Annotated in this window: 15 protein-coding genes; 11 read left to right on the top strand and 4 right to left on the bottom strand. The window is 30.1% G+C overall.

What is annotated here, in order from left to right; all coding sequences use genetic code 11:
* The 5 genes from GBO31_RS22590 to GBO31_RS22570 all read left to right on the top strand — a co-directional run.
* The coding region (locus GBO31_RS22590) for an RHS repeat domain-containing protein (RefSeq protein WP_219010872.1) at positions 1–1119 on the top strand (1119 nt) is incomplete at its 5' end.
* Between the two features lie 11 nt (positions 1120–1130).
* Positions 1131–1913 carry a leucine-rich repeat domain-containing protein gene (locus tag GBO31_RS22585; protein ID WP_219010871.1) on the top strand — a complete coding sequence of 261 codons (783 nt, stop codon included), beginning with the start codon at positions 1131–1133 and terminating at the stop codon, positions 1911–1913.
* 17 nt (positions 1914–1930) lie between these two features.
* Positions 1931–2890 (top strand): hypothetical protein, encoded by a 960-nt coding sequence (locus tag GBO31_RS22580; protein ID WP_219010870.1) that lies wholly within the window; start codon positions 1931–1933, stop codon positions 2888–2890.
* A 180-nt stretch (positions 2891–3070) separates the two neighbouring features.
* Positions 3071–3250, top strand: a complete 180-nt coding sequence (locus GBO31_RS22575; protein ID WP_219010869.1) for a hypothetical protein — start codon at positions 3071–3073, stop codon at positions 3248–3250.
* A 34-nt stretch (positions 3251–3284) separates the two neighbouring features.
* On the top strand, positions 3285–3428 hold the full coding sequence (locus GBO31_RS22570) for a hypothetical protein (protein WP_219010868.1): 144 nt from the start codon (positions 3285–3287) through the stop codon (positions 3426–3428).
* Between the two features lie 105 nt (positions 3429–3533).
* Here the strand turns inward: GBO31_RS22570 and GBO31_RS22565 are convergent, their stop codons facing one another.
* Complete coding sequence (locus GBO31_RS22565; RefSeq protein ID WP_219010867.1) at positions 3534–5090, bottom strand: leucine-rich repeat domain-containing protein; 1557 nt, start codon at positions 5088–5090, stop codon at positions 3534–3536.
* Positions 5091–5372: 282 nt separating this feature from the next.
* On the opposite strand from GBO31_RS22565, the gene GBO31_RS22560 reads away from it, so the two are divergent.
* Both GBO31_RS22560 and GBO31_RS22555 read left to right on the top strand, forming a co-directional pair.
* Positions 5373–5930 carry a conjugal transfer protein TraO gene (locus GBO31_RS22560; protein WP_219010866.1) on the top strand — a complete coding sequence of 186 codons (558 nt, stop codon included), beginning with the start codon at positions 5373–5375 and terminating at the stop codon, positions 5928–5930.
* Between the two features lie 67 nt (positions 5931–5997).
* The gene (locus tag GBO31_RS22555) at positions 5998–6984 is read left to right on the top strand and encodes a hypothetical protein (RefSeq protein ID WP_219010865.1); all 987 of its coding nucleotides are present in this window, start codon (positions 5998–6000) and stop codon (positions 6982–6984) included.
* An 87-nt stretch (positions 6985–7071) separates the two neighbouring features.
* On the opposite strand, the gene GBO31_RS22550 is transcribed toward GBO31_RS22555, so the two are convergent.
* The gene (locus GBO31_RS22550; protein WP_219010864.1) at positions 7072–7674 is read right to left on the bottom strand and encodes a LytR/AlgR family response regulator transcription factor; all 603 of its coding nucleotides are present in this window, start codon (positions 7672–7674) and stop codon (positions 7072–7074) included.
* Positions 7675–7907: 233 nt separating this feature from the next.
* Between GBO31_RS22550 and GBO31_RS22545 the strand changes: the two genes are divergently transcribed.
* The 4 genes from GBO31_RS22545 (at position 7908) to GBO31_RS22530 (ending at position 10446) form a co-directional block, all read left to right on the top strand.
* Positions 7908–9581, top strand: coding sequence for a helix-turn-helix domain-containing protein (locus GBO31_RS22545; RefSeq protein WP_219010862.1), 1674 nt, complete (start codon positions 7908–7910; stop codon positions 9579–9581).
* A 109-nt stretch (positions 9582–9690) separates the two neighbouring features.
* Positions 9691–9909 (top strand): hypothetical protein, encoded by a 219-nt coding sequence (locus GBO31_RS22540; protein ID WP_219010860.1) that lies wholly within the window; start codon positions 9691–9693, stop codon positions 9907–9909.
* Between the two features lie 42 nt (positions 9910–9951).
* Positions 9952–10170: a hypothetical protein gene (locus GBO31_RS22535; protein ID WP_219010859.1), complete on the top strand. Its 219-nt coding sequence runs from the start codon at positions 9952–9954 to the stop codon at positions 10168–10170.
* A 66-nt stretch (positions 10171–10236) separates the two neighbouring features.
* Positions 10237–10446, top strand: a complete 210-nt coding sequence (locus tag GBO31_RS22530) for a class I lanthipeptide (RefSeq protein WP_219010857.1) — start codon at positions 10237–10239, stop codon at positions 10444–10446.
* A 306-nt stretch (positions 10447–10752) separates the two neighbouring features.
* On the opposite strand, the gene GBO31_RS22525 is transcribed toward GBO31_RS22530, so the two are convergent.
* Both GBO31_RS22525 and GBO31_RS22520 read right to left on the bottom strand, forming a co-directional pair.
* Positions 10753–11469, bottom strand: a complete 717-nt coding sequence (locus GBO31_RS22525; RefSeq protein ID WP_219010856.1) for a LytR/AlgR family response regulator transcription factor — start codon at positions 11467–11469, stop codon at positions 10753–10755.
* A 15-nt stretch (positions 11470–11484) separates the two neighbouring features.
* Complete coding sequence (locus tag GBO31_RS22520; RefSeq protein ID WP_219010854.1) at positions 11485–13713, bottom strand: ATP-binding protein; 2229 nt, start codon at positions 13711–13713, stop codon at positions 11485–11487.
* Between the last annotated feature and the right edge of the window lie 151 nt (positions 13714–13864).

Genomic DNA, 13864 nt, shown 5'->3' with positions numbered 1-13864 from the left:
GCCAATGGTCAACTATTAACCTCTGGAAATACAACCTACGAATATGACGATGAAGGAAACTTAATTAAGAAATCCTCTTCTAAAGGAACTTGGAAATATGATTGGAATGCCAATGGAATGCTTAAAAGTATCTATCGTCCAGATCGAAGTATTGTTGAAATGGAATATGATGCTCTGGGAAGAAGAACAACAAAAATTAGTAAACAGCATCCATCAAAGAAAACAGAGAACACTCCTGATTTAATTACTCGTTTTGTATGGAATGGGAATGTCCTCTTACATGAATGGCAATATAATCTTAAGAACAAACCTAAATCAATTGTTGATGCATCTGGTTCATTATCAAATGATCAAAAAGAACCCATAGAAAATCTTATTACTTGGGTTTTTGATCAAGGTAGTTTTAAACCTGCAGCAAAAATAACAGAAAATGATACCTATTCTATTATTACAGATCATCTCGGGACTCCTGTAGAAATGTACAACAGTAATGGAGAAAAAACCTGGCATGCAGAATATGACATCTACGGAAAAATTCGTAACCTTGTAACAGGTTCATTGCAGGATTGTCCGTTTCGTTTTCAAGGTCAGTATGAAGATCTGGAAATAGATTTGTTTTATAACAGATTTCGTTATTACAATCCCGAAGAAGGCGTTTATATTTCCCAAGATCCTATCAGATTGTCAGGAAATAATCCAACGATGTATGCATATACTCATGACAGCAATAGTTGGGTGGATCCTTTCGGTTTAAGACGTCTTGCCAAGTGGGAAATAGAAGCACTAGATAATTGGCTTAAAAATAATGGACATGCAAATTCTCTAAAAGGAGTTTATAATTTTACTGATGCCGATGGACTTAATTATACTGGTTCCGCAGGTACTAGAGGAGGGACAAGTCCATTAAGAGTTAGACTTATGACTCATATGAGAAAAGATTATTTGAAAGCTAATGATATGAATAGTCTGTCAATTCAAGAAATGAATAATGCTTCGGATCAGCAGGTTTGGGATAGAGAGGCAGAAACAATTAGAGAAAATGGAGGTATTGGAAATGAAAATGTAGCGAACAGCAAAAGACCTCCAAACACAGGTAATACTGCTAAAAAACCTTGTTAATATTTTTTATAATGAACGAAAAATTTCCTGTTTATAAATTTAACCTTGACGAAACAGTTTACAGTGTTTTAAATGAAACTAATTTCAAAGATCTTTCTTATCATATGAAAGATAATGAACTTTATAATCTTTTAATTGATGGAAGGTTTTGGAAAGCTAGAAGCCTACCAAACATGGAAAAATTCAATTTTATTAACGAATTGAAAGTGATTTGGACAGAAATAGATGATATATCTCCAATTCAAAGTTGTACGGATGTTAGCATACTTACCTTGGATAATGGAGATAAAACTAAAATAGATTTCGATAGTTTTCCAAATCTAGAAAAACTTTTCTCTTGGTCAAGAAAGAGCATTAAAAATGTATGGAATATAAAAGGCATTAAAGATTTAGCGTTAGCTGGACTTAAAAAACAGGATTTCATAGATGGTTATGCTCTTGATTCAGTTGAAAAACTTCGATTGGTAAAAACTCCTGTAGAAGATTTATCCTTTATTAAAAGAGCACAAAATTTAAAAAGATTAGATCTTAGATCTATGTCAAAATTAGAGAATATAGATTTTTTGAATTCTCTTAAAAACCTGGAATACCTATTTCTAGAAGCTAATAAAGTTAGAGATTTTAAGGTAGTATCAAAACTTACCAAACTTAAAACATGTATTTTAAAAAGTAAAAATGCTATTATCGATACTAACGACTTTTTAACTTTAAATACTCTCGAGAAAATCACATTAAATGGAAATGAACATTTGCGAACTATTTCAAGAGAAATTAATGAAATATTAAAATTATAAACAATAGTATAATTTCCATGAAAACCTATCTAAAAGATAACGTAAAAAAACAGCACCTTAATGGCATCTCTGCTAATAAAGGTGAAGTAATTGGATATTTTAATGATTTATCACCTGATGTAAACTCTTTTATTAGTATCATCAACGATAATAATTATGTATTACGATTCTCTTGGGTAGCTGAGCAAAAATGGTTAGTGGAGTTTCCTATTGTTACAAATCAAATTCATCAACAGCGATATGCAAATGAAACTCAATGTCAGGAATTGATACATCAGGTTGATGCAAATGAGAATTTTGATAATTTTGAAGGTTTCATTCAAGTCCCAGTAGAAGATTTTTCATTAGATGAAATGTTAGAGTTCAAGGTAGAAGATGAAGCTTTATTAAAAGAAGAAGAGTTTCCAATAAAAAAAGTAATTTCTCAAACTATTGATGAAGTCAAAATTAAAAAGGCTAAAAAAATTTCCAAACCTTCTATAATTCTTGGTGATATTGAAATTCCTAAACAAGAACCTAGAGTCAAATCTATAGAACGCATTACAACCAAAAAGAAGAAAAAAACATCACCTCTTCAACAATTTAAAGAATCTGAAAAAAAACTAAAAAAAGAAACTACGCGGGTTGATATTTCTAGAACTTCTGCAAAATCTATTAAGAAAGAGGTTATACAACCTATACCACCTCAAAACAATACCAAATACACTAGTCTACTAAGCTTAGAAAAAACTTCAAGAACTAAGAAAAAAACAGCACCCACATTACGAATGGGAGCACAAATAGGAGAGAATCAGAAAAAAACCACCGGCACTACCTTAAAAACAAATAAAAAAATGGAGCCTACTTTAGAAATGGGTGCAAAAATTGGAAAAAATGTTAAAACAAAAACTCCTTCTGCTCCATCAAAATCTAAAGAAACCAAACCTTTATCAAAAAAAGAAAAACCATCAGATGACACTAGCTTTTTTAGTATTTAAAAAACTATAGTAGTTGAAAAAACCTCATAAATACTCACGCATTTCTTACCTCCACAGCATTAGGTTGTTTATCCACAAGTAAAGGTCAAAATTCCCTAACATTCATAATATTACCTTTCTAAATGATATCTTAAGTAAACGTATTACATCGTGTAATACACTAACTTAATTTTTTACATTATGATAAACAACTTATCAAACTTAGGAACGGCTTTAACAAAAGAGCAACAAAAAACAATCACTGGAGGATTATTGCCATGTCATAATAATCGCGATTGTGTTGACCTTACAGCGAGTTATAATTATCAATGTGTTTCCGTTCCTAGTTCACCATTTGGGAAACTATGTGTCTTAAGATAATACAAGCCTTAGTAATAACTTAAATTTTTAGACAATGAAAAAAGACTTGTTAAACTTAGAAGGAGTAAAAATACTGAACAAAAAAGCTCAAAAAACTGTAAATGGAGGATATGACGGATGTGATTGTAGAGTTGTCACTAATATGCCTTTCTTTTGTCCGCATAGCAATTGTGACTAAAGACATTAGTCTTTTTTTGATTAATTAGAAATGTATACCCCTCATCAATTTTTACTTTGATGAGGGGTTTTTATAAATGATCGATGATATCAAATAAATACTACACTATTCCAATACAGTAAGTTCATACGCTGGTAAATATGTTTTTACGGTTCCTACTTCTGTATTAAACAATCGAACTCTATAAGTTCTGCCTTCTGCTAAACCCGTATTTGGAACAGCAGGAGAAACCAATTCAAATGACATGTTTAACGCTCCATCAACATTTACAAACTGTTGTGTAGCACTTTGTGTAATCAATACTTGATTAGGAACATCTTCTCTTACCAATACATCTTCTGTATTCACTTCATGGATTTCGAATCCTATTTCTCCAAAATCCACATCAAAAGGTCCATCTCCGTCGATAAATATAGGTTCGATGACAGCATCCACAACAATATCTACAAATAAGAGTGAACTTATTCCAACTTCGGTTGTGGTAAAACTATATTCAGAGCTAACCCTTAGATCTCCACATTCACCTTCACTTATTATAACTGTTCCTAGATCTTCAAGCATACAAACTTCTTCTGGGATTTCGTTAAGCTGTAAATTACCTGATATATCTAAGACATCTAAAATTGTTAAGGCACCTAATTCTTTTGGAATATCAGTAATCTGATTATTCTTAAAATTAATAGTCTTTAGATTTATCAATTCCCCCACTCTAGTGCTAACTGTTGTAATATGATTGTTTTCTAAATTTAACTCGGTTAACCGTGTTAGTATTCCTATATCATCAGGAATAATACCATCTTCTGCCATTAAAAAACCAATATTATTGTGGGATAAATCCAACTGTTTTAACATTCCTGCATTAAAAATACTTTTGTTAAATACTTGTATTCCTGGACTTCCTGTAATTGTTAATGAAGTTAATTTTTCGAATACGTTGAATGCTTCTGGTAAAGTAGTTAGATTAAGGTTATTTCGAAATATTATGGTTTCGAGATTGGTTAATCTAAAAAAGTCTTCTGGGATTTCAAAAAACTCACAATTGGTAAATTGTATATCTTTTAGCATTGAAAGCCTTCCTATATCAGGAGGAATTGTTGTAATGGCAGTATTCTCAACAACAAGTGTTTCTAAATTACTCAGAGCTCCAATTCCTTCAATAGTATTGATTTCAAACTGATCTAAAACCAATTCTTCTAAAGAAGACAAAGAAAACAGAGATGGTAAAAAATCATCTAACTCTATCGTAGTATTTGTTCCTGTTAATGATAAGATTTTTAAATTTTGTAATTCAAATAATTCAATAGGAATAGCCACCAAGTTATTTCCTTTCAACTTTAGTTCTTCTAGATCTTCTAACAACCTAATAGTAGGTGTTAGAACTGTGATGTTTTTTTCTTCAACGTCTAGCTCTATTAATTTATCTCCTTCAAATACCAATCCTTCCCACATATTCAAATTATTAAGATTACCATCCCAATTAAGTGTATTGTTTGGATTGTCTTCTAAAATTTTCAGTAAGACATCAAAAATTTCATTTTCATCATCAGGATCACCAATCTCATCTGGTATTGTTGTAGAAATAAGATCTTCATCAATCTCTTTAGTACAAGAAATAATTAAAAAAGAGCATAAAACCAGAGGTATTATATATAAATTCTTCATAGCATCGTATGTTACCACTTATTAAGCTGTATATCACAAATATGTAGTAAAAACTGATGTGGTCGTAAATGAAGTGGTCTAATAGCGTCATTTTGTGGATGAATGCGCTAAATCAATGATGAGTTTTATATTTCATTTTAAAAGCCAATTCTAACTAAAAACCCAAAAAACGCAACACGAATCCATAAAATATTTACGAATATCCCCAAAACCGTATTTCGCACTATTCAAAATGTTTATTTCAAATTTTGAATGCTACCAAATAGTGTAAAGAAATAACGAATGAAACAAATAAAACATCCATTACAACTCACTCTTTTAATATCACTGATAATACTCTCAAATGAGATAACGGCTCAAAGTCACAGATTGGCAGTTTCAATTACTGGTGGTATTGTTCAAGATGGTTTCGCTGGAGCAATAACTACTGATTACAAAGTAAATGAATTCGACTATTTACAATTTAACCTACAGGGTAGTTTTTCTTCTTTTGAACAAAATGACGTTGATATTCCCGTGGATACGTATGCATTTACAGCTGGATTCTTTTTTGATCTACTCAGAAATAACTCTAGAACGTTTGCCATATCTACTGGTGCGGGAGCTTTGATAGGTTATGAGATTATAAATAATAACGACACGTCTTTACCAAACGATCTATTGCTTAATCTCGAAACAAACAAAACTATATATGGTGGTTATGCAGGTTTAGATATAGACTTTTTCATTTCCCCAGTAATTACAATTCATCTGAAACTTAATGAAATGTATCATATAAATAGTGAAATCGGAGAGTTTACTCCTTATGTCGGTTTAGGAATAAAACTGATCCTAAAATAATACATTCTGATATACAAATTATGATACGGATTCATATTAACAATTAACATTTTATACAAATCAAATAATGGAAATATTACATCGAATTAAATTATTAAAAAGAACAATTTTGGTCATCATATTCTTTTTATTAGCTGGTCTGACTATAACGCTAAACGCACAGACTGGTATAAGATTGCCAAAACATTTAATAACCGAATACACAGGAATACTTTCTGAAACTGGTAATAGAACAAGCGTTAAAACCGATGGGAAATGCATCATAAAAACGAAAGGATATAGAACGTATAGTTTTCACTTTAGTAACGGCATTTCTCCTATATCAGGCATAAAGTTTATGAAAAATGATGATACGTATACCGCTACTATTATTCACAGAAACAAAACCTTAGCAATTACACTTGATGAAGAAGGAGATCTAGCTATTGGATCAACAAGCTTTGGAGCAGTTGCATTTTCAGGTAGTATTAGCGATGAATATGATATTGATACAGACTCTGAAAATATTAACGTCACTAATGGAAGTACGATAAGTCTTGGTACCGGTAACACTAATATTCTTATTGAAAATGGAGAAATGAGTTTGAGTACTGGAAATTCAGAGATTTATGTAGATAATGAAAGTGCATCTTTAGATACCGGAAATATTAGTATTTCCACTTCATCAACTTCTATTGATCACACTGCAAGTTGCTTCTTGCACGATGATTATGTATATGAAGGCTTACTACATTGTAATTCTACAGAAATCAGTACGCTTCCTGCAAAAATTGTGGGAATTTACCGAGGGAAATTAAAAACTCATGAAATCGAAACAAAGAAAGGTATCTGTACAGTTGTAAAAACCGGATGCAAAACATATCGATTAGATTTTAGCAATGGTATTCCTTCAATTCATAACATCCAATTCGGAAGAAAAAATGATTTTGATGAGTACACTTCTGTAATTATTGAAGGTGTATATTCTTCTGCTATAGAGATCGATATGTCATTTAATGATTTARAAATTGATGGAAAAATCCTTCGTGTATCATTTGATGGAAAAAGAAATTAGTATAAGAAGATATTTGTTTGTGTTAGCGTAGTAGAAAAGTGGATTGATCAAATTGATATAAGCTTTTAATCAATCCACTTTTAAACATTAAATAATTTTAATTTTTTTATATAATTCTTCTTTAAATGTTCTTCCTATCGGAATATGATAATCCTGAATCTTAATCGTCTGATCTTGCTCATAAAACGACTCTATTCTATGCCAATTGATAATGTAGGATCGATGTGTTTGGATAAAAAAATCGCGATCTAAAGTTTTTAACAAACTAGTGATGGAATGGCGTACAGACAATTTCTTACCATCAGAGGTAACAATCGAACAATAATTTTTGGAATCTGTATGCGCAAAAACGATGGAGCTTATAGCCAGTTTAACCAGTTTATTGCCACATTTCACAAAAACATGAGATGGTCTACTTTTCTTGGCTTCTATCTTTTTTACATCCGGAAACTCAAGCAACGATTTTGAATTTGGATATAAAGAATTCACCTTTTTTGATAACCCAAGACCTGTATGCTTAGACTTAATATAAAATCCAATAATAATACCCTCAGAGGTATGTTTAATAACTTGTTTCTGGATGATCAGTGAAGTATCTAAATTACTTAATGATGTATTTTTAAGATCATCAATATCAATATTCAATTCTCTTAAATATGAATCATTTGCTTCTACTTGGTATGTCTTCATATGTGCTGATTTTTTGATGTTGATTATCCCAAATCTAGGAAGCAGACCTTATATAATACAAAAACTTATTCGTGGCATTTATAAATCAGTAGTTGAAATTTATAAATTTCAACTACTGATAAATTCTTATTATTATTCTTACATATAGATATTTAATTTTTACATTCGTATTCTGATTTATACCTTTTTAAAGTATAAGTTTTTAAAACTGAAAAGTTTTGCAACTATAACAAATGAAGTATTTACTATCCATATTTATAATTTTACTATCATTATCTAATCATTCTGCAAAGGCTCAAGATCATTTTGAAGAGTTACGTGGACTTTTAAGAAAAGAGGAAGGGTCTTCGAATAGAATAAAACTACTTCAAACTTTTCTAATCCAATACAAAAATTCTTCTGACACCTTAAAGATGGCGAATGCCTATCACTTTTTATCTTTTTTGAAACCAGATCGTAAATCGGCTTATGTTGATAGTATCATTGCCATTACAAAAAATAAAAGTTACGCGAGATTCCCTGCTGGAGCATATTTAGAAAAAGGAAATATTAAATATGAATTAGGGGATTATAGCGGAGCCTTAGAATCCTATGTACAGGCATCTGAAACTGCTAAAACAAATGGAAATGACAAATTACATTCTGATGCCAAATTCAATGTAGGTTTATTAAAAAATCAGGCTGGTGATTATGAAGAATCTCAAATTATTTTTGCAGAGTACATTACCTTCTTAGAACAAAATTCTAAATACAGAACTGTATTTAATTACAACCCTGCGCTATTTGCGCTTGCAGATTCTTATATCCATACAAAAGATTTAGATCTTGCTGAAAAAACAATTGCTAAAGGAATCAAACAAACACTTAAAACGAAGGATTCTACTACCTACTCTTATATTATCGTAACTTCTGGAATACATCAGTATCTTTTAAAAAATTATCAAAAAGCAATCGACAGTTTACAAAAAGGAAAAGAATTGATTTATAAGTTTGACCCTATTGAAACTAGAATTGCAACCTGTGATTATTATATTGGTAGAAGCTATAAAGATCTTGGAGATAAAGAAACAAGTCTATCATATTTTAAAAAAGTTGACACTACGCTAAGAAAAACCAAAGATGTGATTCCTGAAATCATTGACGTTTATGACTATCTAAAAGAAGATGCAAAATCCAAAGACGATTATAAACTTCAGTTAGATTATCTGAATACACAATTAGAATTAGATAGTATTAGATATGCTAACCAAGTTTATTTAACACGAAATATTACAAGGAAATATGATGCTGCAGAATTAATTTCTGAAAAAGAAAAGCTAATCGCAAAATATGAGAAAGATACTTTTTTAAAAAATAATACTATTACTTTTTTAATCATACTTTCKGTAGTCCTAGTTTTACTTGCTGTTTATGGTTTTAGAAGAAGCTATCTTAACAAAATTAGATTTCAAAAATTGTTACTTGAACAGCAGGAAAAATCAAAAATTGACACATCTGTTCCTATTGAAAAGAATATAAAATCTAATTTGACTAAAAAGGAAGATCTAGATATCCCTGAAGATGTTGTAGAAACTATTTTAAAGAAACTTCAAGATTTTGAGATCAAAAATCAATTTGCAAAAAAACATTACACACTAAATTCTTTAGCCAAAGAGCTCAATACTAATAGTGCATATCTTTCTAAAATTATAAATGTTTATAAAAACGTAAATTTTGCAAATTATCTAAATAACTTAAGAATTGACTTTGCTGTTGATCAACTAAGCACTAATAAAGCACTAAGGTCTTATACTATTCAGGCAATCGCGGAGGAAGTTGGTTTCAAAAATGCACAATCGTTTTCTTCTGCTTTTCATAAAAAAACAGGTATATACCCTTCCTATTTCATAAAACACATAAAAGACTGATTTTTAGCAATAAAAATCACTTTTTACCTCTTTAAATTTATAAATTTCAAGTATTTAAACATGCATATTTCTTTGTAAAATCGTAGATTGGAAAACACACAAAATCTGTATGAAAAAGGAAAAATTAAAACAATTGGATTTGGGTAAAATTAAAATTGCCCAATTAAATCATCTAAAAGAAATCAAAGGGGGATTTAATCCAGATACGGAAACTATTACATCGACTTTATTGGATAACTGTACAGGTACAGACTCAAAAGAAGATTGTATGCTTACACATACTTCTACTAAAACCATTCCAATAAGTAATACTGCGAATTGTATTTAAATCGATGTTTGTATTACACTTACCTATTAATTTTTATTGACTATGAAGAAAAAAGATTTACATAAATTAAGCTTAGATAAAATCAAAATTGCAAGATTAACAAATGCTAGAGCCATAAAAGGCGGATCTATTATTTTAATTGAAGAAGGTGACTCTATACAAGTTTCTGAAACCAGTTTAGAAAGTATTAATGATCAATGTACCACATCTACTAAAACCGTTCCGATAGGCACTGGTAGTATTGATGCAAATGATATTTAGTAAGAAAGCAATACTCCCATATTTGATTGGGATATATAGTTGGAAAAATTGATAAAGCTTGAAAACATGAAAAACAAAGGGAGCAATAAGTTAAGTTTAGATAAAATCAAAATTGCCAAACTACAACATCCTAAGCATATTATGGGTGGTTTGGGAAATGAAGAGCCTCCTTATGAAACTCATCCTGAACATTGCGAAACTAATCCGATAGTCTGCTGGGAAAGTATTTCTACAAAAACAGTTCCCGTTAGTGGTCAAACATGTGTTTGTATATAAATGCTTATAAACACTTTAACTATAAAATCTCCTAGATTGTATTTATGATAAAGAACAGCAAAAAAAGACTAATTCTAGGTAAAATAAAAGTTGCTAAACTTGATAATCTCAATTCATTTAAAGGAGGTCAACAAGAAGATACTGAAAATACAAATTTGGACATTTGTTTTACAAAGGCAACTATATGTGATACAATATTGGATTGTAATATCTCAACAAAAACAATTCCTATTAGTGGTCAAACATGTGTTTGTATATAATTTCAATGAGAATTGTAGTTTTATGGATATCATTTAATAAGCGGGATTATATCACTTTTAAACGTTTATAAATATACTCTTTAAAAGTTCTACCAATAGGGATATGATGTCCTTGTATCTCTATGGTTTGATCATATTCATGTAGTGAATCAATTTTATTCCAGTTAATAATATAAGATCTGTGAGTTTGTACGAATTCAACTTTCTTTAATTGCTCATGTAACTTCAAAATGGAATATCTTACCGTTAACTTTTTATTGTCTTCTGTAACTATAGAGCAATAATTTTTAGAATCTGTATGCGCAAATAGTATGGTATCCAAATGTACTTTTACCAATTTATTCCCGCTTTTTATAAAAATCGTTTCTTCTTTATCAATTGCATCTTTAGATATAATTAGTTCTTCTTGTTTCTGCGCTAAAATTAGAGCTGCTTGTAAATTATCTTTCTGAATTGGTTTTGTTAAATATGCTACAGGTCTTATATCAGCAGCCTTACTCATAGTATTTTTATCTGTATCAGAAGTAGCAAAAAAAACTGGAATTTCATATAAAGCCTTAATTTTATTTCCTAACGAAATACCAGACTCTTTACCTTGAAGATGAATATCCAAAATTACTGCATCTGGTTGTAACTTTTCTATTTCTTCCAATACTACAAGAGGATCATCAGAACTTCCTATACAAGAATAACCCAATTCTTCTATAGTGATTTTCATATCCTCTAAATGAAATATATCATCTTCTACTATATAAATATTCATGATCTGTGTATTTATTTATGCTGATAACGATTTAGAAACAGATTTTTCTTTATCAGTCAAAATTATAGTTACTGGAATCTTTAAGTCAAATCGCGTGCCAATTCTTTTTTCTGAAGAAACACCGATGCTTCCTTTATACATATTTACAAAACGATATACAAGATTAAGGCCCAATCCTGTTCCTTTTTCACCTTGCGTACCAATAGTAGATTTTTTCTCCTCTAAACTAAAAAGATGTCCTAACTGATCCTGAGACATACCAACTCCAGTATCTGTAATTGAACATAAAAATAAACTATCATTACTTGTAAACTCTATTCTAACACTACCTCCTTCTGTATATTTCAACGCATTGCTTATCAAATTCCTAAAAATCACATGAAAAGCACCTTTATCAAAATTAATAGTTAATTCATTATCATATTTCAATTCAATTTTTGTTTTCTTATAAGACGCCTGTTGTTGATATGCAGAGATAATTTCTTGTAATTCTTCTCCAACTAATATTTCCTGAAGATTAGTCTTATATCCATTCATTTGTTCTAATGACCAATTCAACAAATTATCTAGCATATTCGACAAACCTTCTGAGTTTTGCTCTAATGCTTGGGAAAGTTCTATTGTTTTATCATGATTTCCTTTTTCGATGTGATACTTCAATATTTTACCTGATCTCTGAAAAGGAATGATCATCCCTCTAAGATCATGAGCGATAATAGAAAAAAGACGATTTTTAACTTGGTTGGTTGAAACAAGTTCTCTTCTTTGTTTTCTAAGTTTTCTAAATGCCCATCCTCCAATTCCTAAGAGAAGGAATAGAAAAACAGCTATTACCAAATACAAATATTGTCGGTTTTTAGCTTGTAATGCAATTTGTTCTTGTTCTTCTTTTTGTTGATTGAGTGATATTATTTGTAATTCTTTATTTTTGGTGTCATACTTCTTTTCTAAATCCGCCACTTTTGTTTTCAACTCCTTATTAGAGATTGAATCCTTAATAAAATAATATTTTTTAAGATTTTCTAAAGCTTTATTTGGTTCTCCTGTATGTTCATAATAATCACTTTTATAACGATAAAGCGCCTCTCTAAAAATTAATATTTTAGATTCATTACATTTATTTTCTAATAAATCTATATATTTTTTTGCTTTGATATATTTCCCCTTTTTAAGGTTTATTTTTGCCATTCCATCTATCGCAGAAATTAACATCATATTATCTATAATTTTTACAGAATTTGCATTTAGAACATACTCATATGCCTCTTCAAAATAAATTTCTGCTTGATCATAATTTTCTAAATTTTCAAAATAAATTGTAGCTTTTGTATGAAGTCCATCTGCGATAAAACCATTATTATTCAACTTTTTCGCTATAACTACCGTGGAGTCTACAGAAATAAGAGCTTCTTCCGCTAAATCCATTTTTCGTTGTGCGTCGGCCATTCTTGAATAGGTAAGCATTCTTATAAAGTTATTCTGAGTTTTATAAGACTCCTCTATGGCCTTTTCAAAATATTTTATTGCTACATCATACTGTTCCAATCTTTTATAAGCTGATGCCAACATAGCATAGCAAGCATCTAATTGAGATGGTTTATCTTCCTTTTCCAAAACCTCAATAGCTTTCAGAAAGCTATCCGCTGCATTCTCATATTGAGATAATCTCATGTAATAGGATCCTCTATTACCATAACAAGAAGCTAAAAAATCTTTTAAATTATTACGCTCGGCAAGAATTACAGTACTATCAGTGTATTTTAGAGCTTTCTCATAATCCGCTTCTATATCTCCTAAATAAGCATGTGTTTGATAATAAATAATCCAATGTTCACTCTCTGGATAATCAACCAACATGCTTCTTGTTTTTTTTAGAAACTCTACTGCTTCGTCTTTGTTTCCTTGTAATGCAAAACTATACGCTTTTTTACCATAAGCAGATGATAATAATTCTCGGTCATTTATTTTTTTAGCTAAAGCGATTCCCTTATTTAGATAATAAAAAGATGAATCTACATCCCTTTGATCCAAAAAGATATACCCTCTAGATATTTGTATTTCTGCCTTACACTTTTCATCAACTTTCTGAATYATTTCCTTGCAAAACTTAAGTGCAATTTCATAATTCTGAATGGTATCCATTGTTTTATGCCATTGTTCACAATACTCTTTTTTAGTTTGTGATTGCCCAACCAAAGTAATTAGGAAAACAGAAAGGAGAAAAAATGTTTTATAAGTAGTCATGGTTAGTTCTTTAAATTAAATTCTTTATCATTAAGCTGATAGAGGTTTTGATGCGATCCTTTTCTCTAATGTACAATTCATATTAGAAACAGTTAAGTCAAATCGCGTGCCAACTCCTTTTTCTGAAGAGACACAAATCGTTCCTTTATGC

The organism is Aquimarina litoralis, assembly GCF_019295435.1.
In the GTDB taxonomy this organism is placed as follows: Bacteria; Bacteroidota; Bacteroidia; order Flavobacteriales; family Flavobacteriaceae; genus Aquimarina; species Aquimarina litoralis_A.
Note: the sequence above shows the minus strand (reverse complement) of the source record. Positions and strands in the feature narration are given on the sequence as shown.

Coding starts and splice junctions, on each gene's coding strand:
- GBO31_RS22540 (WP_219010860.1), top strand. CDS start 9,691: ATGAAAAAGGAAAAATTAAAACAATTGGATTTGGGTAAAATTAAAATT.
- GBO31_RS22565 (WP_219010867.1), bottom strand. CDS start 5,090: ATGAAGAATTTATATATAATACCTCTGGTTTTATGCTCTTTTTTAATT.
- GBO31_RS22530 (WP_219010857.1), top strand. CDS start 10,237: ATGAAAAACAAAGGGAGCAATAAGTTAAGTTTAGATAAAATCAAAATT.
- GBO31_RS22560 (WP_219010866.1), top strand. CDS start 5,373: ATGAAACAAATAAAACATCCATTACAACTCACTCTTTTAATATCACTG.
- GBO31_RS22570 (WP_219010868.1), top strand. CDS start 3,285: ATGAAAAAAGACTTGTTAAACTTAGAAGGAGTAAAAATACTGAACAAA.
- GBO31_RS22575 (WP_219010869.1), top strand. CDS start 3,071: ATGATAAACAACTTATCAAACTTAGGAACGGCTTTAACAAAAGAGCAA.
- GBO31_RS22535 (WP_219010859.1), top strand. CDS start 9,952: ATGAAGAAAAAAGATTTACATAAATTAAGCTTAGATAAAATCAAAATT.
- GBO31_RS22525 (WP_219010856.1), bottom strand. CDS start 11,469: ATGAATATTTATATAGTAGAAGATGATATATTTCATTTAGAGGATATG.
- GBO31_RS22550 (WP_219010864.1), bottom strand. CDS start 7,674: ATGAAGACATACCAAGTAGAAGCAAATGATTCATATTTAAGAGAATTG.
- GBO31_RS22580 (WP_219010870.1), top strand. CDS start 1,931: ATGAAAACCTATCTAAAAGATAACGTAAAAAAACAGCACCTTAATGGC.
- GBO31_RS22585 (WP_219010871.1), top strand. CDS start 1,131: ATGAACGAAAAATTTCCTGTTTATAAATTTAACCTTGACGAAACAGTT.